Annotated in this window: 1 protein-coding gene; it reads left to right on the forward strand. The window is 69.6% G+C overall.

Annotation, left to right across the window (positions count from 1 at the left end):
• Window positions 1-147 precede the first annotated feature (147 nt).
• A complete protein-coding gene (locus tag WKC72_RS22755) occupies window positions 148-26,934 on the forward strand; it encodes a non-ribosomal peptide synthase/polyketide synthase (protein WP_370179344.1) in 26,787 nt (8,928 codons plus the stop codon).
• The last annotated feature ends 24 nt before the right edge of the window (window positions 26,935-26,958 follow it).

Raw genomic sequence — 26,958 nt, forward strand, 5'->3', positions numbered from 1 at the left:
GCGATTCCGAAACGAACATCACGAATCGACGCACACCGGGCCCACGCGTACAGCACGATCAGTACAGCGTGGGAGACCGGCGTCGGTTGGTCCGTCTCACGCGCAGGACTTGCGCATCCAAGGTCTTCTACCCGCTGGGGGAACGAGATGACGAGTGTGAATTCGCCGCAGCCGAATAACGGCGCCGAAGATGTGAACGTTCCCGAAGGGGCCTTCCCGCTCTCCTCGGTGCAACGGAGCATGTGGTTTGCCCAACAGCTGAGCCCCACGGTTCCCAAGTTCATCGCGCAGTACATCGAGTTGCGGGGCGAAATCGACCTGGACCTGTTGAGCGACGCGGCGGTCCGGGCCGGTCAGGAGTTCCAGTCGCCGTTCCTGCGACTGCTGGACGTCGACGGGGAGCCCTACCAGGAGGTCGATTTCAGCATCGACCCGTCGATCGGCTTCCTCGACTTCCGGGGCGAGTCCGACCCGATGGCGGCCGCGCAGGCGTGGATCGACGAGGATTACGCGACACCGCTCCGGCTGACCCGGGACCGGCTCGTCGAGATGACGGTCCTCCAGGTCGGTGAGCGGCACTACTTGTGGTACACCAGGATTCACCACGTCGCGCTCGACGGGTACAGCGGCATGACGATGGTGAACCGGATCGCGGCGCTGTACACCGCGGCGGTCGAGGGCACCGAACCGGAACCGAACCGTGCGCTGGATCTGCGCGAACTCTACGAGCTGGACCAGAAGTACCGGGCGTCGAGCCGCTTCGAGAACGACCGGTTGTACTGGGCCGAACGCATTGTCGGCATCGAGCACGGTTCGACGCTCGCCACCCACGACGCACCCGCGGCGGCGAAGAGCCGGCTCGAGAGCGCGAAGATCTCCGAAACCGCACTGGGTTTCCTCGGGGAGTCGGATCAGCGGGTCGGCGCCACCTCGGCGGCCGTGCTCCTCGCCGGGTTCGCCTGCTATCTGTCCCGCATGACGGGGAAGCGGGACGTGCTCATCAACCTTCCGGTGTCGGCGCGCACCACGGCGCCGTTGCAGCGGTCCGGTGGCATGCTCGTCAACGTCGCCCCGCTGCGGATCTCCGTCCGGCCGGAGGACACGGTGGCCGAGCTCGTGCAGCGGACGCAACTCGAACTGATGGGTGCGCTGCGCCATCAGCGGTGCAGTCTCGAGGACATCCGCCGCGATGCCGGACTCGCCGGGACGGCGGAGGGTCTCGCCGGTCCGATGGTGAACGTCATGCTGTTCCACCAGGCGTTCACGCTGGGCACGGTCACGGGCGAGTACCACATCGTGACGTCGGGCCCGGTGGACGACCTGCTGGTCAACATCTACCAGAGCGGTGACGGCCAGACGCTCCTCGATTTCCGCGGCAACCCCAACCGATACGGCTCGGAGGAGTTGCGCGCCCACCACCGTAGGTTCGTGGAGTTGGTCGAGGAGTTCGTCACCGCCGAGCCGCTGACACGGACCGCCGACATTCACGCTGAGAGCGCACGCCTCGGCGCGCGGCTCCTCGAGCGGGAGGCCCAGCTCGCGTTCTGGAAGCGGGAGTTGGCGGGTCTGCCGGAGGTGACGGCCCTGCCGCTGGACCGTCCGCGTCCCGCCGAGCGGGCCGGGGCGGGCGAGGTCGTCGGGTTCGCCGTCGACGCGGACGTGCAGCTCCGCGCGGCACGACTGGCCGAGGAGGCGGGCACCGGGATCTTCACCACGCTGCACGCCGCGCTGGCCGTTCTCCTGGGCCGGCTGGGCGACACCGACGACGTCGTGATCGGAACGCCGATCGTCGGGCGCGAAGCGGACGACTCCGACGACCCGGAAGCCGGAGCATTCTTCAACAAGACCGTCCTGCGGTCGCAGGTGGACACCGCATCGTCGTTCGTCGACCACCTGAGCCGGGTCCGGGACGCCGACCGCGCCGCGTTCGCGCATGCGGCGCTGCCCTTCGACGATCTCGTCGCCGCCCTCGGGGCCGAATCCGATCCCTCGCACACGCCGCTGTTCCAGGTGATGCTCGAATTCACCGACGGCGGGCACCCGCACGACACGTCGGGGAACGTGACGGTCAGCCCGATCCAGCGCGAACACCGCGCGCTGGGGCTGGATCTCGTGCTCGCCCTCACCGAATCGGAGACGGGCGGCATCAACGGCCGGCTGCGGTTCGCGACCGACGTGTGGGACCGCGACAGCGCGGAAGCCCTCGCCGCGCGCTTCGTCCGCATCCTGCAGGCGGTGACGGCGGACCCCACCGCGCCGATCGGGGACGTCGACCTCCTCGAACAGGTCGAATACGCGGAACTCGTGCCGGTTCGCGACGAACCCTCGGTGGAGCCCCGCACGCTGCCCGCGTTGCTCGCGCGCGCCGTGGAGGCGGGCGGAGCCGGGGACGCCGTCGTCTACCAGGGCCGCACCCTGACCTACCCCGAACTCGACGAGCAGTCGGACCGTCTCGCCCGCATGCTGATCGGCCACGGGGTGGGGCCGGGTTCGGTTGTGGCGCTGGCGATCGCGCGGTCGATCGAGTCGGTGCTGGCCACCTGGGCGGTCGCGAAGTCCGGGGCCGCGTTCGTCCCGGTCGACCCCAACTATCCGGCCGATCGCATCGAGCACATGCTCACCGATTCCGGTGCGGTCGTCGGTCTCACCGTGGCAGCGCACCGGTCGTCGCTGCCCGCGACCACGCCGTGGCTCGTGATGGACGACGCGTCGTTCGGCCGCGACCTGGCGAAGCACGCGGCAGGCACGCTCACCGACGCCGACCGTCTCCGCCCTCTGCGGACCGCGGACCCGGCCTACCTCATCTACACGTCCGGCTCCACCGGCACACCCAAGGGCGTCGTCGTCACCCACGTCGGCCTGGCCAACTTCGCCGAGGACGAGCGGCAGCGGTTCGACGTCACCGCGGGGTCCCGCACCCTGCACTTCTCCTCACCGAGTTTCGACGCTTCCATCCTGGAACTGCTTCTCGCGGTGGGGGCCGGCGCCACGATGGTGGTGGCACCGTCGACGGTGTACGGCGGCACCGAACTCGCGGACCTGCTGCGCCGTGAACGGGTGACGCACGCGTTCGTGACCCCGGCCGCGCTCGCCTCCGTCGATCCCAGCGGGCTCGACCACATCCGGTGCGTCGTCACCGGCGGTGAGAGCTGTCCTCCTGCGCTGGTGGCGCAGTGGGCGCCGGGGCGCGTCATGTTCAACGCGTACGGACCCACCGAGGCCACCGTCGTCGCGAGCGTGGCAGGACCGTTGACGGTCGGTGAACCGGTGTCGATCGGCCGTCCGTCCCGCGGTTGCGGTCTGCTGGTGCTCGATTCGCGGTTGCACCCCGTCCCGGCCGGGGTCCCCGGCGAGCTGTACATCACCGGCGACGGTGTGGCACGTGGGTACCACAATCGGTCGATCCCGACGGCCGAACGGTTTGTCGCCGACCCCCACGGGACGCCGGGCGAGCGGATGTACCGCACCGGCGACCTGGCGCGCTGGAACGCCGCCGGACAGCTGGAATACTTGGGCCGCACCGACTTCCAGGTGAAGATCCGCGGGTTCCGCATCGAACTCGGCGAGATCGACGCCGTCGTCCGCTCGCACCCGAGTGTGGCGTTCGCGACCACGGTCGGACGGACCGCCCCGTCCGGCGACACGGTGCTGGTGACGTACGTGCTCCCCGAGGACGGGACGGACATCGTCGTCGGCGACATCCTCGAGCACGCCGCCGCCGCACTGCCCGCGCACATGGTGCCCGCCCGGGTGATGGTGCTTCTCGAGGTCCCGCTGACCCCGGCGGGCAAACTCGACCGGAAGGCGTTGCCGGAACCGCAGTTCGAGGCCACGTCCACCGTCTACCGGGCACCGGTGACCCCGACCGAGATGCAGATCGCGGAGGTGTTCGCGGCGCTCCTGGGCGTCGAGCGCATCGGCGTCGACGACAGCTTCTTCGACCTGGGCGGCGACTCCCTCGTCGCGACCCGCGTGGTGTCCCGGGTCAACGTGGCCCTGAGCACCGAGATCGGGGTGCTCGATCTGTTCGAGGCGCCCAGCGTCGCGATGCTCAGTGCCCGTGTGGACGCGCTCGGGCCCCGCACCTCCGCCCGCCCCGTGCTCGCCCCGCGGGCCGGTTCCGGCCCGGTGCAGGTGTCGCTGGCGCAGCAGCGGATGTGGTTCATCAATCAGCTGGACACCGCCTCGCCCGCTTACAACATTCCCGTCGGTATCCGGCTGCGCGGCACGCTCGACGTGGAGGCACTGCGGACCGCGGTGAGTGACGTCCTCACCCGGCACGAGTCGCTGCGGACGGTGTTCCCGAACACTCCCAACGGACCCATCCAGGTGGTTCTGCCGGTCGCGGAGGTGAGCCCGCACCTCGACGCGGTCGAGGTGGCGGAGAACGAGCTCGAATCCCGCCTGATCGCCGACGCCGCAACCGGTTTCGACGTCACCGTCGAACCGCCGATCCGGGCGGAGCTCTACCGCACCGCGACCGACGATCACGTGCTGGTGTTCGTGGTGCACCACATCGCCGCCGACGGCCTGTCGATGACACCGCTGACCCGGGACGTGATGGTGGCCTACCACGCCCGCGCCGCCGGCGACACGCCGCAGTGGGCGCCGCTCGAGGTGCAGTACGCCGATTTCGCGGTGTGGCAGCGCGAGCTGCTCGGTTCCCCCGACGATCCGACGAGCCTCCTCGCCCGGCAGCTGGCGTTCTGGGCCCGCACCCTCGACGGTGCCCCCGAGGTCATGGATCTGCCGACCGATCGCCCGCGCCCGGCCCGGCAGTCGATGATCGGCGCCACCGCAGACTTCTCCATCCCGGCACGCATCCACGCCGCGCTGCTCGAGATCGCAGGCGCCAACGACGCCAGCCTGTTCATGGTGGTGCACGCCGCCCTCGCGGTGCTGCTGTCCCGGTCGAGCGGCTCGTCCGACGTGTCGATCGGATCCCCGGTCTCCGGTCGTGGGGAACGGCAACTCGACGACGTCGTCGGCATGTTCGTCAACACCGTCGTCCTGCGCACCACCGTCGACCCCGATCGCAGCTTCCCCGAGATCCTTTCGCACACCCGCTCCGTGGATCTGGAGGCGTTCAGCAACACCGATCTGCCGTACGAGCGGCTCGTCGACGAACTGAAGCCGACCCGTTCCGAGGCACATTCACCGCTGTTCCAGGTGATGCTGGTGCTGCAGGGATTCGCGAACACACGGCTCGAGCTGCCCGGACTCGACGTGGAGGTCGAGGCGCTCGAGACCGGCGCCGCCAAGTTCGATCTCCAGGTCATCCTCACCGAGCACACCGAGGATTCCGGCGCCCCCGGTGCGATCGACGTCCAATTCTCGTACGCGTCGGAACTGTTCGACCCGCCGACGATGACGGCGCTGGCCGAACGTTTCGTCACCCTGCTCGAAACCATCACCGCCGGCTCGGACGCAAAGGTCGGCGACATCGACCTGATCGGCGCGGACGAGACCCAGCGGATGCTCGAGCAGTGGATCGACACCGACGTCGCAGTACCGGGCTCGGCCACCCTGGTCAGCCTGTTCGAGGCTCAGGTGGCACGGACCCCGGACGCCGTGGCCGTGGTGTTCGCCGAGGAGGAATTGCTGTACGCGGAGTTCGATGCCCGCGCCAACCGGCTGGCACGCGAACTCCTCGCCCGCGGCGTCGGACCCGAATCCCGGGTCGCCGTCGCCCTGCGCCGTTCACTCGAGCTGATGATCGCGATCTACGCGGTGGAGAAGACCGGGGCAGCGTACGTTCCGCTCGACCCCGACCATCCGGCCTCGCGGATCGCGTACGTGATCGAGAGTGCCGAACCCGCATGTGTTCTCACCGCCTCCCGCGACCGGTGCGAGGGCGTCGACAGCGCGGCCGGTGCCTCGGTGATCGAGATCGACACCCTGAACCTGTCCCGGCGGCCGAGCACCCCGATCACCGACGCCGAGCGGGGCGGTCCGATCCACCCCGATTCGACCGCCTACGTGATCTACACGTCCGGATCGACGGGCAGGCCCAAGGGGGTCGCCGTCAGCCACCGCGCGATCGTGAACCGGTTGCTGTGGATGCAGGACACCTACCGGATGGATCACACGGACGTGGTGCTGCAGAAGACCCCCGTCACGTTCGACGTGTCCGTGTGGGAACTGTTCTGGCCCCTCGAGGTCGGTGCCCGACTCGTCCTCGCCGCGCCGGACGGTCACCGCGACCCGACGTACCTGTCCCACGTCATCGCCGACCATCAGGTCACCACGATGCACTTCGTGCCGTCGATGCTGGCGGTGTTCACGGCAGGCGCCGAACCGGAACTCTGTGGTTCGCTGCGCCAGGTGTTCTGCAGTGGTGAGGCGCTCCCGCCCGCGACCGCCGACGCGTTCCGGGACTTCGGATCCGCGGCGCTCCACAACCTGTACGGCCCGACGGAGGCCGCGGTCGACGTCACCTACTGGGAGTGCACGGAAGGCGACCGGGCCTCGGTCCCGATCGGCGCGCCCGTGTGGAACACGCAACTGTACGTCCTCGACTCGCGGCTGCACCCGGTGCCGGTCGGGGTGCACGGCGAGCTGTACCTGGCCGGTATCCAGCTGGCCCGCGGTTACGTCGGTCGCAGCGATCTGACGTCGGACCGGTTCGTGGCGAACCCGTTCGGCGCGCCGGGGCAGCGGATGTACCGCACCGGCGACGTCGTCCGCTGGCGTGCCGACGGCAACATCGAGTACATCGGCCGTCGCGACTTCCAGGTCAAGCTCCGCGGTCAGCGCATCGAACTCGGCGAGGTCGAGGCGGCCGTGCTGGCGCACCCGTCGGTGGCGCAGGCGGTCGTCACCGTGCACCGCAGCGAGGCCACCGGCGAAAGCCTCGTCGGCTATGTGATCCCCGTGGCCGGCGCCGACATCGACACCGCCGTCGTGCGCGACGCGGCGGCGGAGGCGCTGCCCGCCTACATGGTGCCGACCCGGATCATCGTGCTCGACCGGTTCCCGCTCGGGGCCACCGGCAAGTTGGACCGGGGCGCACTGCCCGAGCCGGAATTCCTCAGCCCGTCCGCCGAATTCGTCACTCCGCGCAACCCGATCGAGGAGATCCTCGCCTCGATCTTCGCGGATCTGCTCGACGCGCCCCGTATCGGTGTGTACGACAGCTTCTTCGACCTCGGCGGCAACTCACTGGTGGCCACCCGGCTGGTGGCGCGGGTCAACGCCGCGCTGGGCAGCCGGATCGGGGTCCGGGAGATCTTCGACGCCCCGACCGTCGCGACACTGGCCACCCGGATCGAGTCCGAGGCCGTGCAGGGCGCCGAACGGCCGCCGCTGGTGGCCGGGGTGCGCCCCGACCGACTGCCGGTCTCACTGGCGCAGAAGCGCATGTGGTTCATCAACCAGTTCGACCTCGACTCCCCGGCCTACAACATCGCGCTCGCGGTCCGGTTGACGGGCGACCTCGACGAGGACGCGATGCAGGACGCCGTCGCCGACGTGATGGACCGGCACGAGTCGCTGCGCACCCGGTTCCCGATGGTGGAGGGCGAACCCCTCCAGGTGATCCTGCCGACCGAGGACGTGGTGCCGGATCTGTCGCCGATCGCCACGACGGAAGCGGAACTTCCCGAGCACATCTCGCGACTGGCGGGCGCCGGCTTCGACGTCACGGTGGCGGTGCCGGTGCGCGCCGCCCTGTTCCGCACCGATCCCGGCGAGCACGTCCTCGTCATCGTCGTCCACCACATCAGCGCCGACGGCTTCTCCATGGCCCCGCTCGCCCGGGACGTGATGACCGCCTACGCGGCCCGCACCGGGGGGCAGGCACCGGACTGGACGCCGCTGCCGGTGCAGTACGCCGACTTCGCGCTCTGGCAGCATCGGGTGCTCGGCAACGCCGAGGACCCCGACAGCCTGCTGGCCGCCCAGCTCGACTACTGGACGCACACGCTCGCCGGGCTTCCGGAACTGCTCGCGCTGCCGACGGACCACCCCCGGCCGACGCAACAGTCGATGCGCGGCGGCATCCACTCGTTCAGCATCGATCCGCAGGTGCACAGCCGGTTGATCACGACTGCCCGCGAACACAATTCGAGTGTGTTCATGGCCGTGCACGCGGCGCTGGCCGTGCTGCTCGCCCGGTTGGGAGACACGGACGACGTGTCGGTGGGCACCCCCATCGCCGGTCGTGGCGACGCCGCCCTGGACGACATGGTCGGCATGTTCGTCAACACCCTGGTGCTGCGGACCCCGGTCGAACCGGCCGGCACGTTCACCGACCTGCTGTCGACGGTCCGCGACACCGACCTGAACGCCTTCCACCACGCGGATCTGCCGTTCGAGCGGCTGGTCGATGCGATCTCGCCCGAACGCGCGACGTCGCACTCGCCGCTGTTTCAGGTGGTGCTCGAGTTCCGCAACAACGAGCGGCCGCGGTTGGAGTTGCCCGGGTTGACCGTCACCGGCCTCGACCTGGCCACCGACATCTCCAACTTCGACCTGCAACTCACTCTCACGGAGGAATTCGGGGTGTCGGGGGAGCCCGCCGGGATCTCCGCGGCCTTCACCTACGCGTCGAGCCTGTTCGACGCGTCTACGATCGCCGGCTTCGCCGACTACCTGCAGCGGATCTTCGACGCGGTGACGTCCGAGCCGGGCATGGCCGTCGGTGACATCGACCTGATGGTGGCGTCCGAACGTGCGGCGCTCACCCCGGTGATGGACGGGCCCGACGCCGAACCGCGGACGCTGCCCGAACTGCTCGCGGCCGCGGCCTCCGTCGATCCCAAGGCGGCCGCGCTGTCCTACGAGGGCCGTGAAGTGACGTACCGCGAACTCGACGAGCGGTCGAACCGTCTCGCCCGCTTGCTGATCGGGCGCGGAATCGGTCCGGAATCGGTGGTCGCGCTGGCGCTGGCGCGGTCGCCGGAGTCGGTGCTGTCACTGTGGGCGGTCGCCAAGACCGGTGCCGCATTCGTTCCGGTCGACCCGAACTACCCGACCGACCGGATCGTTCACATGCTCAGCGACTCCGGCGCGGCGCTCGCGCTCACCGTCGCCGAGTTCCGTCCCACGCTGCCGGATTGCACGTCCTACGTCGTGGTCGACGCACCCGGATTCGACGACGAGGTGAGTGCGCACTCCGCCGCGGTCGTCACCGACGCCGACCGGACCCACCCGCTCGCGCTGGAGAACCCGGCCTACCTGATCTACACGTCCGGGTCCACCGGCACCCCGAAGGGTGTCGTCGTCACCCATCGCGGCCTGGCGAACTTCGCCACCGACGAACGCATCCGCTTCGGGGTCACCCCGCGGTCGCGCACACTGCACTTCTCGTCGCCGAGTTTCGACGCGTCGATCCTGGAACTGCTGCTGGCGGTCGGCTCCGGTGCGACCATGGTGATCGTGCCGGCGTCCGTCATCGGCGGCACCGAACTCGCCGACGTGCTCCGCGAGGGCCGGGTGACGCACGCCTTCATCACCCCGGCCGCCATGGCGTCCGTGGACCCCGCGGGCCTCGACCAGCTCGAATGTGTTGCCACCGGTGGCGACGTGTGCCCGCCGGAGCTGGTGGCGCAGTGGGTGACCGGGGGCAGGCGGATGTTCAACGCCTACGGCCCCACCGAGGCGACGGTCGTGTCGAGCGTGACGGGACCGATGATCCCCGGTGAGGGCGTCACCATCGGCCGTCCGCCGATGGGAACCGGCGAGATGGTGCTCGATTCACGCCTGCACCCGGTGCCCAACGGGGTGACCGGCGAACTGTACGTCACCGGTTCCGGTCTGGCCCGCGGCTACAAGGACCGGGCGGGCACGACGGCGGAGCGATTCGTCGCCAACCCGTACGGGGGCCTCGGGGCCCGCATGTACCGGACCGGTGACCTGGCGCGCTGGAACGGTGCCGGCCAGCTCGAGTACCTGGGCCGCAGCGACTTCCAGGTGAAGATCCGCGGGTTCCGCATCGAACTCGGCGAGATCGAGACCGCCCTCACGCGCTACCCGGGGGTCGCCCGCTCGGTGGTTTCCGCGCACAAGGGCAGCACCGGCGCCAACCGGCTCGTCGGGTACCTCGTCCCCACGGCAGGCGCGGAACTCGACCCGGAGGCGGTCCTCGACTTCGTCGGCGGATTCCTCGCCCCGTACATGGTGCCGTCCGCGCTGATCGTCCTCGACGAGTTGCCGCTCACTCCCGCAGGCAAGCTGGATCGCCGCGCGCTGCCCGAGCCGGACTTCGGGGCCCGGGTGTCGACCGGCCGCGCGCCGGTGTCGGAGATGGAGGAGGTGCTCGCCGGACTGTTCGCCGAGGTCCTCGGTCTCGACTCCGCCGGTGTCGAGGACTCGTTCTTCGCCCTCGGCGGGGACAGCATCATGTCGATCCAGTTGGTGGCCCGCGCGAAGGCGGCGGGTGTGGTGCTGACACCGCGCGACGTGTTCGAGGCCAAGACCGTTTCCGGTCTCGCCGCGGTGGCGTCGTGGGTGGGCGCCGCCGACGTAGTGGTACTCGACGAACTGCCCGGTGGCGGAGTCGGCGACATGCCGACCACCCCGATCACGAAGTGGCTCCTCGAACGGGGCGGCGAGTTCAACCGGATGTCGCAGTCCGCGCTGCTGACGGCACCGCCGAACCTCCGCGAACTCGAACCCCTGGCCGCCACGTTCCAGGCCGTCCTCGACCGGCACGACATGCTGCGCGCGCAGCTGATCGTCTCCGCCGAGGACTCGCACCTCGCCGTCCGCCCGGTCGGTGCGGTCGACGCGCAGGACCTGATCCGGCGGGTCGCCGTGTCCACGGCCCCGGGAACCCGGGCGTTCGCGGCGACGGTGATCGCGGAACTCGACGCCGCGCTGGACCGGCTCGATCCCGCGGCCGGCGTCATGGTGCAGGTGGTGTGGTTCGACGCCGGGGAGTCCGGCGGCCGCCTGCTCGTGGTCGCGCATCACCTCGTCGTCGACGGTGTCTCGTGGCGCATCCTCGTCCCCGACCTCGCGACCGCGTGGGCGCAGATCTCGGCAGGCCAGGAACCGGTCCTCGAACAGGTCGGCACGTCCATGCGCCGGTGGGCGCACGGACTGGTCGACGAGGCGGCGAACCGGGCAGCCGAACTGGACCTGTGGCAGCGCATCCTCGACTGCGAGGACCCGCTCGTCGGCAGCCGTCCACTCGACCCCGACATCGACGTCAACGCGACCGTCGGCCGCGTCACGGTGCAACTGCCCGCCGAGGTCAGCGAAGCGGTCCTCACGGCTCTGCCGGAGGCGATCCACGGCAGCGTCAACGACGGCCTGCTCACCGCGCTGGCGATGGCGGTCACCCAATGGCGGCGCACTCGCGGCCACACCCTGCACGGCCGGTCTGTCGAGGGGACACTGGTGAGCCTCGAGGGCCACGGCCGCGAAGACCAGGTCGTGCCGGGCGCCGATCTGGGCCGCACCGTCGGCTGGTTCACGGCCATGTTCCCGGTGCGTCTCGACCTGTCGGGAATCGACCTCGACAACGCGTTCGACGGCGGCAAGGCTGCCGGCTCCGCGATCAAGGCGATCAAGGAACAACTGCTCGCGATCCCGGACCACGGCATGGGTTACGGCATGCTGCGGTACCTCAACGCCGACACCGCACCGCTGCTCGCGGCCCGCTCGCTGCCGCAGATCAGCTTCAACTACCTGGGACGCTTCGCCGCCGACCTGTCCGAGGCGGCCACCCGCGCCGGCTGGACGCCGACCGGTGAAGTCGACATGGACCGTGCACAGGACCTCGACACCCCGGTCACTTCGGCCATCGACGTCAACGCGGTCACCACCGAGGTGGAGGACCGGCCTCAGCTGCGCGCCACCTGGGCGTACGCGGCCGGTGTCCTGACCGTCGCCGAGGTCCGGGAACTCGCCGAACTGTGGGTCCGGGCGCTCACCGCGCTCACGACGTACGCGGCCCGCCCCGACGCGGGTGGCGTGACCCCGTCCGACCTCGAACTGGTCAGCCTCGACCAGGACGCCATCGACCGCATCGAATCGCGCTTCCCGGCGCTCTCCGACATCTGGTCGCTGTCGCCGCTGCAGTCCGGACTGCTCTTCCACGCACTGCTGGCCGACCAGACGATCGATTCGTACACCGTGCAGGTGACACTCGAACTGCGCGGCGCCGTGCCGTCCCGGATGCGGGTGGCCGGGCAGGCCCTGCTCGACCGGCACGCGAACCTGCGGGCGTCGTTCGTCTACGACGAGGGCGGCACCCCCGTCCAGGCGATCCACGGGTACGCGGAACTGCCCTGGACGGAGATCGACCTGTCCGGTCTCGACGCGGAGAGCCGCGAAGCCGAGATCGTGCGACTCCTCGACGCCGACCGGCGCCGTGGGTTCGACATGGCCACCCCGCCGCTGTTGCGGTTCATGCTGATCCAGGTCGGTGGGGACGAGCAGCGCCTGATCGTCACCAACCACCACATCCTGCTCGACGGCTGGTCGATGCCGCTGCTGATCCGCGACCTCCTGACCCTGTACGCCACGGAGGGTGACGCCGCGGCGCTGCCGCGGGTGCACCCGTACCGTGACTACCTCACCTGGATGTCGCATCGCAGCACCGAGGACTCCCTCGGTGTGTGGCGGCGTGCCCTCGCCGGGGTGGAGGAGCCGACGCTGCTTGCCCCTGCCGACGCGCCGGTGCAGAGCGAGACGCAGTCCAGTGAACTGCTCGTCGAACTCGACGTCGACCGCACCGATCAGCTGAGTGTGCTCGCACGCGAGCACGGGCTGACCCTCAGCACCCTGATCCGCACCGCGTGGGGAATCGTGCTGGGCGGCTTGGTCGGCCGCTCCGATGTGGTCTTCGGTGGGACGGTCTCCGGTCGGCCACCGCAGATCGCGGGGATCGAGTCGATGGTAGGCCTGTTCATCAACACCCTGCCGGTCCGGGTGGTTCTCGATCCGCGAGAAACGCTGGGGGAGTTGCTCGAACGCATCCAGGGTGAGCAGGCCGCTCTGCTCGATCACCACTACGTCGGATTGACGGACATCCAGTCGGTGGCCGGGCCCGGCGCCGGTTTCGACACGCTGACCGTGTTCGAGTCGTATCCCGTCGATCGGGAGGGGCTGACCGAGCAGACCGACATCGCCGGCATGCACGTCCTCGACGTCCACGACAGCGCGAACGCCGCCCACTACCCGCTCGCGCTGATCGCCTCGGCGCACGAGAATCTGCAGCTGAAGCTCGAATACGTCGAGGACCTGTTCGACCGGGCAGACGTCGAGCGGATCGGCGACCGGATAGTCCGGGCGCTGATCGCGCTCGCCGAGCACCCCGGGATGAAACTCGCGCAACTGCGCCTGCTCACCGACGTCGAGGAAGCCGAACTGGTTCCGGCCCGCGGCAGGCCCGGCCGGTCCGTGCGCACACTGCCGCAGATGTTCACCGACACGGCCGCTGCGGCGGGTGACGCGACCGCGCTCGTGTTCGGGGACCGCCGGATGTCCTACCGGGAACTCGACGAACGGTCCAACCAGCTCGCGCGCCTGCTCATCGACCGCGGCGTCGGCCCGGAAGACATCGTGGCCCTGGGTATCTCACGGTCCATCGAATCGGTCCTCGCGGTGTGGTCGATCACCAAGACCGGCGCGGCGTTCGTTCCCGTCGATCCGACCTACCCGCGCGAGCGGGTCGAGCACATGGTCACGGATTCCGGGTGCACGTTCGGACTCCGCCTGGAGGCCGACCACGGCCGGCTCCCGGACACGGTCAGCTGGCTGACCCTCGACGACCCCGACACCGACGCCGCCATTCGGGCGATGTCCTCCGACACCGTGACCGACGACGACCGCGTGGTGCCCCTGCGTTTCGCACACCCGGCGTACGTCATCTACACGTCCGGCTCCACCGGCAAGCCGAAGGGCGTGGTGGTCAGCCACCGCGGCCTCGACAACTTCGCCGAGGAACAGCGGACCCGCTACGCGACGGATTCGACGTCGCGGACGTTGCACTTCTCCTCGCCGAGTTTCGACGCGTCGGTCCTCGAATACCTGCTGTCGTTCGCGGTCGGCGCGACCATGGTGATCGTGCCGCCGTCCGTGTACGGCGGCGAGGAACTCGCGGAACTGATCCGGACCGAGGGCGTCACCCACGGGTTCGTCACCCCCGCGGCGCTGGCCTCCGTGGACCCCGAGGGTCTCGAGGTGTTCCAGAACGTGGTCGCCGGTGGCGAGGCCGTCCCTCCGGAGCTGGTGACCCGGTGGGCACCGGGCCGCACCATGTACAACGGCTACGGCCCCACCGAGACCACCATCATGAGCAACCTCAGCGACCACCTGCAGGTGGGGGAGACGGTCACCATCGGTGCCCCCGTCCGCGGCGTCTCCGAGGTGATTCTCGACTCGCGGCTGCAACCGGTCTCCGTCGGCGTCGCCGGCGAGCTCTACATCTCCGGTGAGGGTCTGGCCCGCGGCTATCATGCTCGCGCCGGGCTGACCAGTGAGCGGTTCGTCGCCAACCCCTACGGCGAGCAGGGTGACCGGATGTACCGCACCGGCGACCTCGCGCGGTGGCGGTCCGATCACACGGTCGAATACCTGGGCCGCACCGACTTCCAGGTGAAGATCCGCGGCTTCCGCATCGAGCTCGGCGACATCGACAGCGCACTCGCCGGGCACCCGTCCGTCGCGTTCGCCGTCACCCTGGGGCGCCCCGGTCCCGCCGGCGACACGGTGCTCGTGTCGTACGTGCTGCCCGAGGCCGAGTCGGTGCTCGAACCGCCGGAACTGAAGGAGTGGACAGCGAACCTGCTGCCCGCACACATGGTGCCGTCGAGCATCATGATCCTCGACGAGATCCCGCTCACCCCGGTCGGCAAGCTCGATCGGGCGGCGTTGCCCGAACCGCAGTTCCTGCCCACGTCGGACGACTTCCGGCCGCCGTCGACGGTCCTCGAACACACGATCGCCGACGTCATCACCACGGTCCTGGGAATCGAACGAGTCGGCATCGACGACAACTTCTTCGACATCGGCGGAAACTCGCTGATCGCGACCCGTGTCGCCGCGCGCCTGACCGCGGAACTGGACACCGACATCGGCGTCCGCACCCTGTTCGAGGCGCCGACGATCCATCAGCTGGCCCGCCTCATCGAGTCGACGGCCTTCGCACCCGCGCAGGACGGTGCCCACGTCCGGATCCCGCTCGGCCCGATGCCGCGGCCCGCGCACGTTCCGGTGTCGCTGGCGCAGAAGCGGATGTGGTTCCTCAACCAGTTCGACACATCGTCGGCGGCCTACAACATCCCCCTGGCCGTGCGGCTGACCGGTCACCTGGACGTGGAGTCGCTGCGCGCGGCGGTGACGGACGTCTTCGTCCGCCACGAATCGTTGCGGACCGTGTTCCCGTCCCACGACGGCGAACCGACGCAGGTGGTGCTCTCCCCGGGGCAGTGGACGCCGAACCTCGAGATCCTCGAGGTGTCCGAGGACGAACTCCGCGAGCACATCGCCGGTCTCGCGACCGCCGGCTTCGACGTGACGGCCGACGTGCCGATGCGGTCGGCGCTGTTCGCACTCGCCCCCGACGATCACGTGCTCGTCATCGTGGTGCACCACATCTGCGCCGACGGATTCTCACTGACCCCGCTCGCGCGGGACGTCATGACCGCGTACGCCGCCCGCATCGCGGGCAGCGCACCGCAGTGGAACCCGCTGTCGGTGCAGTACGCCGATTACACGCTGTGGCAGCTCCAACTCCTCGGCGACGAGGGCGACGCCGAATCGCTGATCTCCCAGCAACTCCGGTACTGGACGGATCAGCTGGCCGACCTGCCCGAACTCCTGCAGCTGCCGACCGACCGGGCGCGACCGGTCCAGCAGTCGTTCCGCGGTGCGCAGGTCGACTTCACGATCCCGGCGGACGTGCACCGGGCGCTGGCGGCGTTGGCGCGCAAGCACAACTCCACCATGTTCATGGCCGTCCACGCGGCCCTGTCGGTGCTGCTGTCGGCGCTGTCGTCCACCGAGGACATCGCGGTCGGCACACCCATCGCGGGCCGAGGTGACGCGGCGCTCGACGACATGGTCGGCATGTTCGTCAACACCCTGGTGCTGCGGAGCGCCGTCGACCCGGCGGAGGGTTTCGGCACCCTGATGGATCAGGTGCGGTCCACCGACCTCGCCGCGTTCCACCACTCCGATCTGCCGTTCGAGCGGCTCGTCGACGTCCTCGCGCCGGAGCGCTCCACCGCGCACTCGCCGCTGTTCCAGGCGCTGCTCGAGTTCCGGAACAACGAGACACCGCGGCTCGAGCTCCCGGAACTGACCGCGGCCGCCGTCGATTTCGATCTGGAGGTCGCCAAGTTCGACCTGCAGCTCAGCGTCGAGGAAGGATTCGACGTGGACGGGGTGGCATCGGGCATCGCCGCGTCGTTCATCTTCGCCACCGATCTGTTCGACGCCGGCACCGTCCGCACGTTCGCCGAACGGTTCCTGCGCATCCTCGGCGCCGTCACCTCCGACCCGCAGGCCCCGGTCGGTGACATCGTGATCACCGACGCCGCCGAGCGGTCGGCGATGGCGACCGAATGGAACACCGCCGGAGTGGACGCGGGCACCGCCACCCTCGCGGACCGCTTCGCGCAGAGTGTGGCCCGGTTCCCCGACGCCACGGCCGTGACGTCCGAGGACGTCGCACTGACCTACTCGGAGCTCGACGCCCGGTCGAATCGGCTGGCCCGCCTGCTGATCTCCCAGGGAGTGGGGCCGGAAACGCTGGTGGCCGTGGCACTCCCACGCACCTGCGATCTGATCATCGCCCTGCTGGCCGTGATCAAGACCGGCGGCGGCTATCTGCCCGTCGACATCACCTACCCGGCGGACCGGTTGGCGTTCGTGTTCGAGGATGCCGCACCGAACTGTGTCATCACCACGACGGGGGACGTCTCCGCCCTGCCCGACTCGGAGACCCCGGCGATCCTGCTCGACGACCCCGAGACCACCACGGACCTCGCGCAGCAGTCGCCGGCGACGATCACCGACGCCGACCGGGTGGCACCGCTCGACTCCGCATCGGTGGCGTACGTCATCTACACCTCCGGGTCGACGGGCCGCCCCAAGGGCGTCGTCGTCTCGCACCGCAACGTGCTGACGCTGTTCGCGAACACGCAGCCGCTCTACGGGTTCGACGAGAACGACGTGTGGACGATGTTCCACTCGTACGCGTTCGACTTCTCCGTGTGGGAGCTGTGGGGTCCGCTGCTCTACGGCGGCCGACTCGTCGTCGTCGACTACTACACCGCGCGGTCCCCGGAAATGTTCCACGAACTCCTGCGGAACGAGCAGGTCACCGTGCTCAATCAGACCCCGACCGCGTTCTATCAGCTCGCCGAGACCGACCGCATCGTCTCCGAGATCGACGTGAACGCGGCGGCACTGGCGCTGCGGTACGTGATCTTCGGTGGCGAGGCTCTCGACCTCGGTCAGCTCGGCCGCTGGTACTCGCGGCACGACGACTCCGCCCCGACCCTGGTGAACATGTACGGCATCACCGAGACGACGGTCCACGTCAGCTACCTGGCGCTCGACCGCGAGTTCGCCGAGTCCGCGTCGGCCAGCGTGATCGGGCGCGGAATCGCCGGGCTGCACGTCCACGTCCTCGACCGGCGCCTGCACCCGGTTCCCCCGGGCACCATCGGGGAGATGTACGTCTCGGGTGACCAGGTGACCCGCGGCTACCTCGGCCGGGCCGGGCTCAGTTCGACCCGGTTCGTGGCCGACCCGCTCCGTCCCGGGGCGCGGATGTACCGCACGGGTGACCTGGCGCGCTGGAACACCGACGGCCAACTCGAGTACCTGGGCCGCAGCGACTTCCAGGTGAAGATCCGCGGTTTCCGCATCGAACTCGGCGAGATCGAATCCGCGCTGCTCCGGTACCGCGGCATCGCCCAGGCCGTCGTCCTCACCCGCGACGACGGGCACGGCGGTCACCGGCTGATCGGCTACGTGGTTCCGGAATCCGGCGCCACCGTCGAGGTGTCGTCGGCGCTCGAATTCGTCGGCACCCAGCTCACCTCGTACATGGTGCCCGCCACCCTCGTGGTGCTCGACGCGCTGCCGTTGACGAGCAACGGCAAACTCGACCGCCGCGCGCTGCCGGAACCCGACTTCGGTGCCCGGGTGTCGGCGGGCCGCGCCCCGGCCACGGAGATGGAAACCATCCTCGCCGGTCTGTTCGCCGAGGTGCTCGGTCTGGAATCGGTGGGTGTGGACGATTCGTTCTTCGCCCTCGGCGGCGACAGCATCATGTCGATCCAGTTGGTGGCCCGCGCGAAGGCCGCCGGTGTGGTGCTCACGCCGCGCGACGTGTTCGAGGCCAAGACCGTTGCCGCGCTCGCCGAGGCCGCCTCCTGGGCGGGCGCCGCCGACGTGGTGGTACTCGACGAACTGCCCGGCGGCGGGATCGGCGAGTTGCCGGTCACCCCGATCACCGCATGGCTGCTCGAACGCGGCGGCGACTTCCGCCGCTACACCCAGACCGCGCTGCTCTCCCTGCCCGCCGCGGCCGACGAGACTCTGCTGAAGCGCACGATCGCCGCCGTCGTGGATCACCACGACATGCTGCGGGCCCGTCTCCTCGGTGCCGAGCCGCAGTGGCGGATCGAGGTGCAGGCCGTGGGCGCGGTCGACGTGGACGACGTGCTGCACCGTGTCGAGGTCCCGTCGGTGGTCGGTTCCGGGTTCGCGGAAATCGCGACCCGTGAACTCGATGCCGCGGCAGGACGACTGGACCCCGAGGCCGGGGTGATGCTGCAGATGGTGTGGTTCGACGCCGGCGACGGGGGCGGGCGGCTGCTGGTCGTGGCCCACCACCTGGTGGTCGACGGTGTGTCGTGGCGGATCCTCGTCCCCGACCTGGCGACCGCGTGGGCGCAGGTCTCCGCGGGTCAGGAACCGGTCCTCGAGCCGGTCGGCACGTCGATGCGGCGCTGGTCGCACGGACTCGTCGAGGCGACACGCGAACGCGCCGACGAGATCGAACTGTGGCGCCGGGTGCTCGAGGCCGACGACCCGCTGATCGGATCGCGGCCGCTCGACGGGGCGATCGACGTGGCGGGGACCGTCGAGAAGGTCACCGTGGAGGTGCCCGCCGATGTCACGGACGCACTGCTGACCCGTGTCCCGGAGGCATTCCACGGCGGCGTCAACGACGGACTCCTGACCGCGCTGGCGCTGGCACTGGCCCAGTGGCGTCGCACGCACGGCGACTTCACGCGGGAGTCGCTGGTCAGCCTGGAAGGCCACGGCCGCGAGGACCAGGTGCTGCCGGGCGCCGATCTGGGCCGCACCGTCGGCTGGTTCACGGCGATGTTCCCGGTGCGCCTGGACCTGTCGGGGATCGACCTCGACGACGCCTTCGCCGGTGGCAAGGCCGCCGGGTCCGCGGTCAAGGCGATCAAGGAACAGCTGCTGGCCATCCCGGACCACGGCATCGGCTACGGCATGCTCCGCTATCTGGACCCGGAGACCGCGGATCAGCTGCGGGCGCTGGCGAAGCCGCAGGTCACGTTCAACTACCTGGGCCGGCTGGGCGGCGCGACGTCCACCGACATCCACGGTCACGCCTGGGTTCCGGTGACGGACACGAAGCTCGACGACATCCCCGCCTCCGACATCCCGGTGGCGTCGGCGCTCGACATCAACGCCGTCACCGGCACCGGGGCCGACGGCAACCGGCTGCGGGCCACCTGGGCGTTCCCGACCGGGGTCCTCACCCCGTGCGAGGTCCGCGCGCTCGCCGAGCTGTGGGTGCAGGCGCTGACCGCGCTGACCACCCACGTCGCGCGGCCCGACGCCGGCGGCGTGACCCCGTCCGATCTGGACCTGGTCACCCTCGACCAGGACGCGATCGACCGGCTCGAGGCCAGGTTCCCGGCGCTGTCGGACATCTGGTCGCTGTCGCCGCTGCAATCGGGATTACTGTTCCACGCCCAGTTCTCGGACGCCACGGTCGACCCGTACCTGGTGCAGCTGGCGCTGAAACTGCGCGGCGAGGTCGACCCGGACCGGTTCCGCCGGGCCGGGCAGGCCCTGTTGGACCGGCACCCCAACCTGCGGGCCGCGTTCGTCCACGACAGCGCGGGCGCCTCCGCGCAGATCATCCAGCAGCACGTCGAACTGCCGTGGTCGGAGTTCGACCTCTCGGCACTCGACCCCGACGAGACCACCCGCGAATACGACCGGATCGTGGCACGGGACCGGTCGGTGAAGTTCGACATGGCGAACGCGCCGTTGCTGCGCCTCGCCCTCGTCCGGCTCACCGCGGACGACTACCGGCTGATCCTGACCAACCACCACATCCTGCTCGACGGCTGGTCGACTCCGCTGGTCATCCGTGACCTGCTGACGCTGTACGCGCTGGACGCCGACGGCAGCCTGCTGCCCCGGGTCCACTCGTACCGCGACTACCTGTCGTGGATGAAGCGGCACGACACCACGGACTCCCTCGACGCCTGGCGCACCGCGCTCGACGGTGTCGAGGAGCCGACGCTTCTCGCCCCGCTGGAGCGGGGTGAGGCGCACTCCGCCGTCGCGGAGGAGACCGCGTTCACACTGTCGGAGGAGCAGACCACCCGGCTGCGGGACCTGAGTCGCGAACGCGGGCTCACCCTCAACACCGTCGTCCAGACGGCGTGGGGAATCGTGCTGGGCGGCTTGGTCGGCCGCTCCGACGTGGTGTTCGGCGGGACGGTGTCGGGCCGGCCGCCGCAGATCGCCGGCATCGAATCGATGGTGGGTCTGTTCATCAACACCCTGCCGGTACGAGTGACCCTCGACCCCTGGGAGTCGCTGGGCGAGTTGCTCGAACGAGTGCAGAGCGAACAGGCCGCACTGCTCGATCACCACTACGTGGGGCTGACCGACGTCCAGTCGGCGGTCGGCGGCGGCGGTGCCTTCGACACACTGACCGTGTTCGAGTCGTATCCGGTGGACGAGGCGGGGCTGACGGAACAGACCGACATCGCCGGGATGTTCGTCACCGGCATCGACGGCAAGGACTCCGCGCACTACCCGCTCGCCGTCGTCGCCTCCGGGGACGCTCGGCTGAACTTCAAGTTCGAGTACCTCCCCGAGGTCTTCGAGGAGAGCGCGGTCGACGAGATCGCGGACCGGCTGCAGCGGGTGCTCGACGCCCTCGCCGACCGGCCCGAGATCCCGCTCGCCCACATGCAACTGCTCACCGAGGCCGAACTCGCCGAGTTCGCGCCGGTGCGCGGCCGCCCCGGGTTCTCCGTCCGGACGCTGCCGCAGATCTTCGAGGACGCCGCCGCACTGGATCCGAACCGCACGGCGCTGACGTTCGAGGGCCGCAACGTCTCCTACCGGGAACTCAACGAACGCTCCAACCAGCTCGCCCGGGTTCTCATCTCCCGCGGCGCAGGCCCGGAGACGTTCGTGGCGCTCGGCATTCCCCGGTCGATCGAGTCGGTCCTCGCCGTGTGGGCGGTGGCCAAGACGGGCGCCGCGTTCGTCCCCGTCGACCCGAACTATCCGATGGACCGCATCGAGCACATGCTCACCGATTCGGGTGCCACCATCGGACTGACCATGGCCGCGTACGAGAAGGCGCTGCCCGACTCGGTGCCGTGGCTGCAGCTCGACTCACCCAAGTTCGAGAAGGCCTGCCAGTCGAAACCTGCGCTGCCGGTGGCTGATTCGGATCGACGGTCGCCGATAAGCCTCGACAACGCCGCCTACATCGTCTACACCTCCGGTTCGACGGGCAAGCCGAAGGGCGTCGTGGTCACGCACGAGGGCCTCGACAACTTCGCCGAGGACCAGCGGCAGCGTTTCGCCGCCGCACAGACGTCCCGCACACTGCACTTCTCGACGCCCAGCTTCGACGGATCGGTGTTCGAGTACCTGCAGGCGTTCGGGGTCGGCGCCACGATGGTGATCGCACCGCCGACGGTGTACGGCGGAGCGGAACTGGCCGAACTGATCAGGTCCGAACACGTCACCCACGCCTTCGTCACCACCGCGGCGCTGTCCACCGTCGACCCGACGGGGCTCGACGAGTTCCAGCACGTCGTGTTCGGCGGCGAGGCGTGCCCGCCGGAACTGGTGACCCGCTGGGCGCCCGGCCGGCAGCTGTCCAACGCCTACGGCCCCACCGAGACCACGGTGATGGCCAACATCAGCGACCCGATGACGGTGGGCGACCCCATCACTCTCGGCGGGCCGATCCGCGGAGTCGGTGAGCTCGTGCTGGATTCACGCCTCCAGCCGGTGCCCGTCGGAGTTCCCGGCGAGCTGTACATCACCGGTGCGGGGCTCGCCCGCGGCTACCACCGGCGCCCGGAACTGAGCAGCCAGCGATTCGTCGCCAACCCGTTCGGGGAGGCAGGGGAGCGGATGTACCGCACCGGCGACATCGTCCGGTGGCGCGCCGACCACACCGTCGAGTACGTGGGCCGCAGCGACTTCCAGGTGAAGATCCGCGGTTTCCGCATCGAACTCGGCGAGATCGACAACGAGATCGCCACGTTCCCCGGGGTCAGCTTCGCCGCGACCCTCGGTGTTCCCGGCCCGTCCGGTGACACCGTCCTGGTGACCTACCTGCTGCCCAACACCGCCGGCGGCGTCGACCCGGCCGAGCTGACCGCACACCTGTCGACCCGGCTCCCCGCGCACATGGTGCCGACGAGCGTCATGTTCCTGGACGAGATCCCGTTGACCCCGGTGGGCAAACTGGACCGGTCGGCGCTGCCCGCGCCCGAGTTCCACGTCACCACGACCGAGTTCCAGCCGCCGACCAACGATCTCGAACGCAAGATCGTGGACATCTTCGCCGAAGTCCTCGGTATCGAACGGATCGGCATCGACGACAACTTCTTCGATCTCGGTGGAAACTCGCTGGTCGCCACCCGTGTCACGGCACGGTTGCGGGACGCCCTCGACACCGACATCGGTGTGCGCGCCCTGTTCGAGGCCCCCGACGTCCGGTCGCTGGCCGAACGCGTCGCCGACAGCGTGAGCGGCGGCGCCCGCCCCGCTCTCGCACCGGTCGAACGTCCCGACCGGATTCCGCTGTCGCTGGCGCAGAAGCGGATGTGGTTCCTCAACCAGTTCGACACGTCCTCACCGGCCTACAACATTCCGTTGGCCGTCCGGCTGACCGGAACCCTGGACGAGGACGCCCTGCGGCTGGCGATGGCCGACGTCCTCGAACGGCACGAGACGCTGCGCACCGTCTTCCCGACGGTGGACAACGAACCGACCCAGCGGATTCTGCCCGCCGCCGATGCGCAACCGGACGTCGACACCGTCTCGGTCGCGGCGGAGGACCTGCCGCGGCACATCATGGATCTGGTGTCCCGTGGGTTCGACGTCAGCACCGACGTGCCGGTCCGGGCGGCCCTGTTCCGGATTGCACCCGACCATCACGTGCTGACGATCGTGGTGCACCACATCAGCGCGGACGGATTCTCCCTGGCGCCGCTCGCCCGCGACGTCATGGTGGCGTACACGTCACGGCTCGGCGGCGACGGCCCGCAGTGGGATCCGCTGCACGTCCAGTACGCCGACTACACGCTGTGGCAGCATGCCGGACTCGGCTCGGAGAACGACCCCGAATCGATGATCAACCAGCAGTTGCGGTTCTGGTCGGACACGCTGGCCGGGGTGCCGGACGTCATCCAGTTGCCGACCGACCGGCCGCGCCCGATCCAGCAGACGTTCGAGGGTGATCGGGTCGAGTTCGCGATCGACGCCGACCTCCATCAGCGGCTGACGGCACTGGCCCGGGCCAACAACGCCACCATGTTCATGGCCGTCCACGCCGCGCTGGCCGTTCTGCTGTCGAGGCTCGGCAGCACCGACGACGTCGTCATCGGCACCCCCGTCGCCGGGCGCGGTGAAGCCGCCCTCGACGACATGGTCGGCATGTTCGTCAACACCCTGGTCCTGCGGAACCGGATCGACCCGGCGTCGACGTTCACCGAACTGGTGCAGCGGATCCGGGAAACCGACCTGGCCGCGTTCCAGCACTCGGATCTGCCGTTCGAGCGCCTCGTCGAGGAACTCAACCCGACCCGATCCACCTCGTACTCGCCCCTGTTCCAGGTGGCCCTCGAGTTCCAGAACAACGAGAACCCGACACTGGAACTGCCGGACCTGCGGGTCGAGAACGTGGACCTCGAGACCCGGGTGGTCAAGGAAGACCTCGAGGTGATCCTGGCCGAGCAGTTCGACAGGGACGGCGCGCCCGCGGGTGTTTCCGGCGGACTCGACTTCGCCGTCTCCCTGTTCGACCGCGGGACCGCACGCTCGATCGCGGACCGGTTCGTCCGGATCCTCGCGGCCGTCACCGCCGACCCGGACCGGCCGATCGGCACCCTCCCGCTGCTCGACGAGGCGGAGATCGAGGAAATGGTCCCGGCCCGCGGCAAGCCCGACGTGCGCCCCGAGGTGTGGCCCGACCTGCTGACGGCCGCCGCGGCACTCCACCCCGACTCGGTGGCGTTGTCCTTCGAGGACCGGCAGGTCACCTACCGCGAACTCGACGAATGGTCCAACCGGCTGGCGCGGGTGCTGTGCGCCCAGGGAGTCGGACCGGAAACGTTCGTGGCCATCGGTATGCCGCGGTCGATCGAGGAAGTGGTGTCGATCTGGTCGGTCGCGAAGTCGGGTGCGGCGTTCGTGCCCGTCGACCCGACCTACCCGCGGGACCGCATCGACTACATGCTCACCGACTGCCGGGCGTCCGTCGGCCTGACCGTCGCCGATCGTCGCGACAATCTGCCGGACACCGTGCCGTGGCTGGTGCTCGACGACGAGTCGTTCGCCGAACAGGTCGCGGCCGTCTCCTCGGCGCCGGTCACCGACGCCGACCGCACGCGCCCGCTCCATCTGGCCCACCCGGCGTACCTGATCTACACGTCGGGTTCGACCGGTAAGCCGAAGGGGGTCATCGTCACTCACCGCGGCATGGCCAACCTGACCGCGGAGGAACACGAACGGTTCCAGGTCACGCACGACTCCCGGGTCTCGCATCTGGCGTCCCCGAGCTTCGACGCGTCGATCTTCGAGCTGATGATGGCGTTCGGCGCGTCGGCCCGGGTCGTGATCGTGCCGCCCACCGTCTTCGGTGGCACGGAGCTGGCGGACCTGTTCCGGCGCAACGCGGTGACGCACGCGTTCATCACGCCCACCGCGCTGTCGTCCATCGAGGACGTGGGACTCGAATCGCTCCGGGTCCTCGCGGTGGCCGGCGAGGCCTGCCCGCCGGAGCTGGTGGAGATCTGGGGCAAGCACCGCAACATGCACAACGGGTACGGGCCCACGGAGACGACCATCCAGGCGAGCGTCAGCGCGCCGATGCGTCCGGGTGGGGTCGTGAACATCGGCGCACCCGCGCTGGGGTTCGGTTCGCTGGTCCTCGACGAGCGTCTGCAGCCCGTCCCGGTCGGTGTGCCCGGCGAGCTGTACATCACCGGACCCGGACTGGCACGCGGGTACCACAACCGGTCGGCTCTGACGTCGGAACGGTTCGTCGCCTGCCCGTTCGGGGAGCCCGGCCGCCGGATGTACCGCACCGGAGACGTGGTGCGCTGGCGCGGCGACCACACCATCGAGTACATCGGCCGCACCGACTTCCAGGTGAAGGTCCGCGGCTTCCGCATCGAACTCGGTGAGATCGACGCCGTCCTCGCCCGCCACCCCGCGGTCGCGTTCGCGGCCACCATCGGTCACACCGGGCCGTCCGGCGACACGCTCCTCGCGTCGTACGTGCGGGCGGCCGAGGGCCACGACCTCGAGCCGGCGGAGTTGCGTACCCACGCGGCCGACCGCCTGCCCGCACACATGGTCCCGTCCGCGGTGGTCGTCCTCGATCAGATTCCGATGACCCCGGTCGGCAAACTCGACCGCAAGGCGCTGCCCGCGCCCGAGTTCGGCACCACCGGTGCGGCCTTCCGGGCGCCGACGACGGCGACCGAGCGGATCATCGTCGAGGCCTTCGCCGAGGTGCTGGGCGTGGACCGCGTCGGTACCGCCGACAGCTTCTTCGACCTCGGCGGCAACTCGATCGTCGCCACCCGGGTGATCACGGTGCTGCAGGAACGCCTCGGGAGGCAGATCCCGTTGCAGTCGATGTTCCTTGACCCGACGCCCGCCGGCCTGGCACTGCGGGTCGACACCGAGAACGCGGCCGGGTCGCCGGTGGACGAGGCGCTCGGCGTGGTCATCCCGCTGCGACCGACGGGGGAGAAGCCGCCACTGTTCTGCATCCATCCCGGGATCGGCCTGTCGTGGGGTTACGCGGGACTCCTGCAGCACCTCTCGCAGGACCGGCCGGCCTTCGGCCTGCAGTTGCCGATCATCAGCGGCGGCCCGAGCTTCGAGTCGATCGAGCAGCTGGCGCACCGGTACGTGCTGGAGATGCGCAAGGTTCAGGCGCACGGTCCCTACCACCTGCTGGGCTGGTCGCTCGGCGGCGTCATCGCCCACGCGATGGCCGTCGAACTGCGGCGGGAAGGCGAGGCGGTCGACACGCTGGCCGTCATGGACAGCTACGTGACGAACGGGACCGACCAGGGTCCGGAGAGCCTCACCGTGTCCGAGTTGCTCCACGGGCTCGGACTGGACCTCGAGTCCGTTGCCGGGGAGGAACTCACCTACGAGCGGGCGGTCGAGTTGCTGGACGACGCATTCGGGCAGAAGACGGGACTGACACCGCAGCACCTCGAGCGGATCAGCGCCGGATTCACGAACTCCTCGCGGATCATGAACAACTTCCGCCCGCAGGTGTTCGACGGGGATCTGCTGTTCTTCACCGCCGCCGGATCGGCGTCGACGGACCAGCATTCACCGGAGGAGTGGCGGAGTTCCGTCACCGGAGGCATCCGGGAAGTGAAGATCGAGTGCGAGCACAACCAGATGATCGAACCCGAGGTCCTGGCCGTGGTGGGGCCGGTCCTCGAGGATTATCTGAGCACGCACTGACCCGTTTTCGTTGCGGAGGGCCCG

This window comes from Rhodococcus wratislaviensis, from assembly GCF_041228765.1.
GTDB lineage: Bacteria > Actinomycetota > Actinomycetes > Mycobacteriales > Mycobacteriaceae > Rhodococcus_F > Rhodococcus_F wratislaviensis.

Excerpts from the sequence above, each read along its gene's own strand:
- WKC72_RS22755 (WP_370179344.1), top strand. The coding sequence starts at position 148 with ATGACGAGTGTGAATTCGCCGCAGCCGAATAACGGCGCCGAAGATGTG.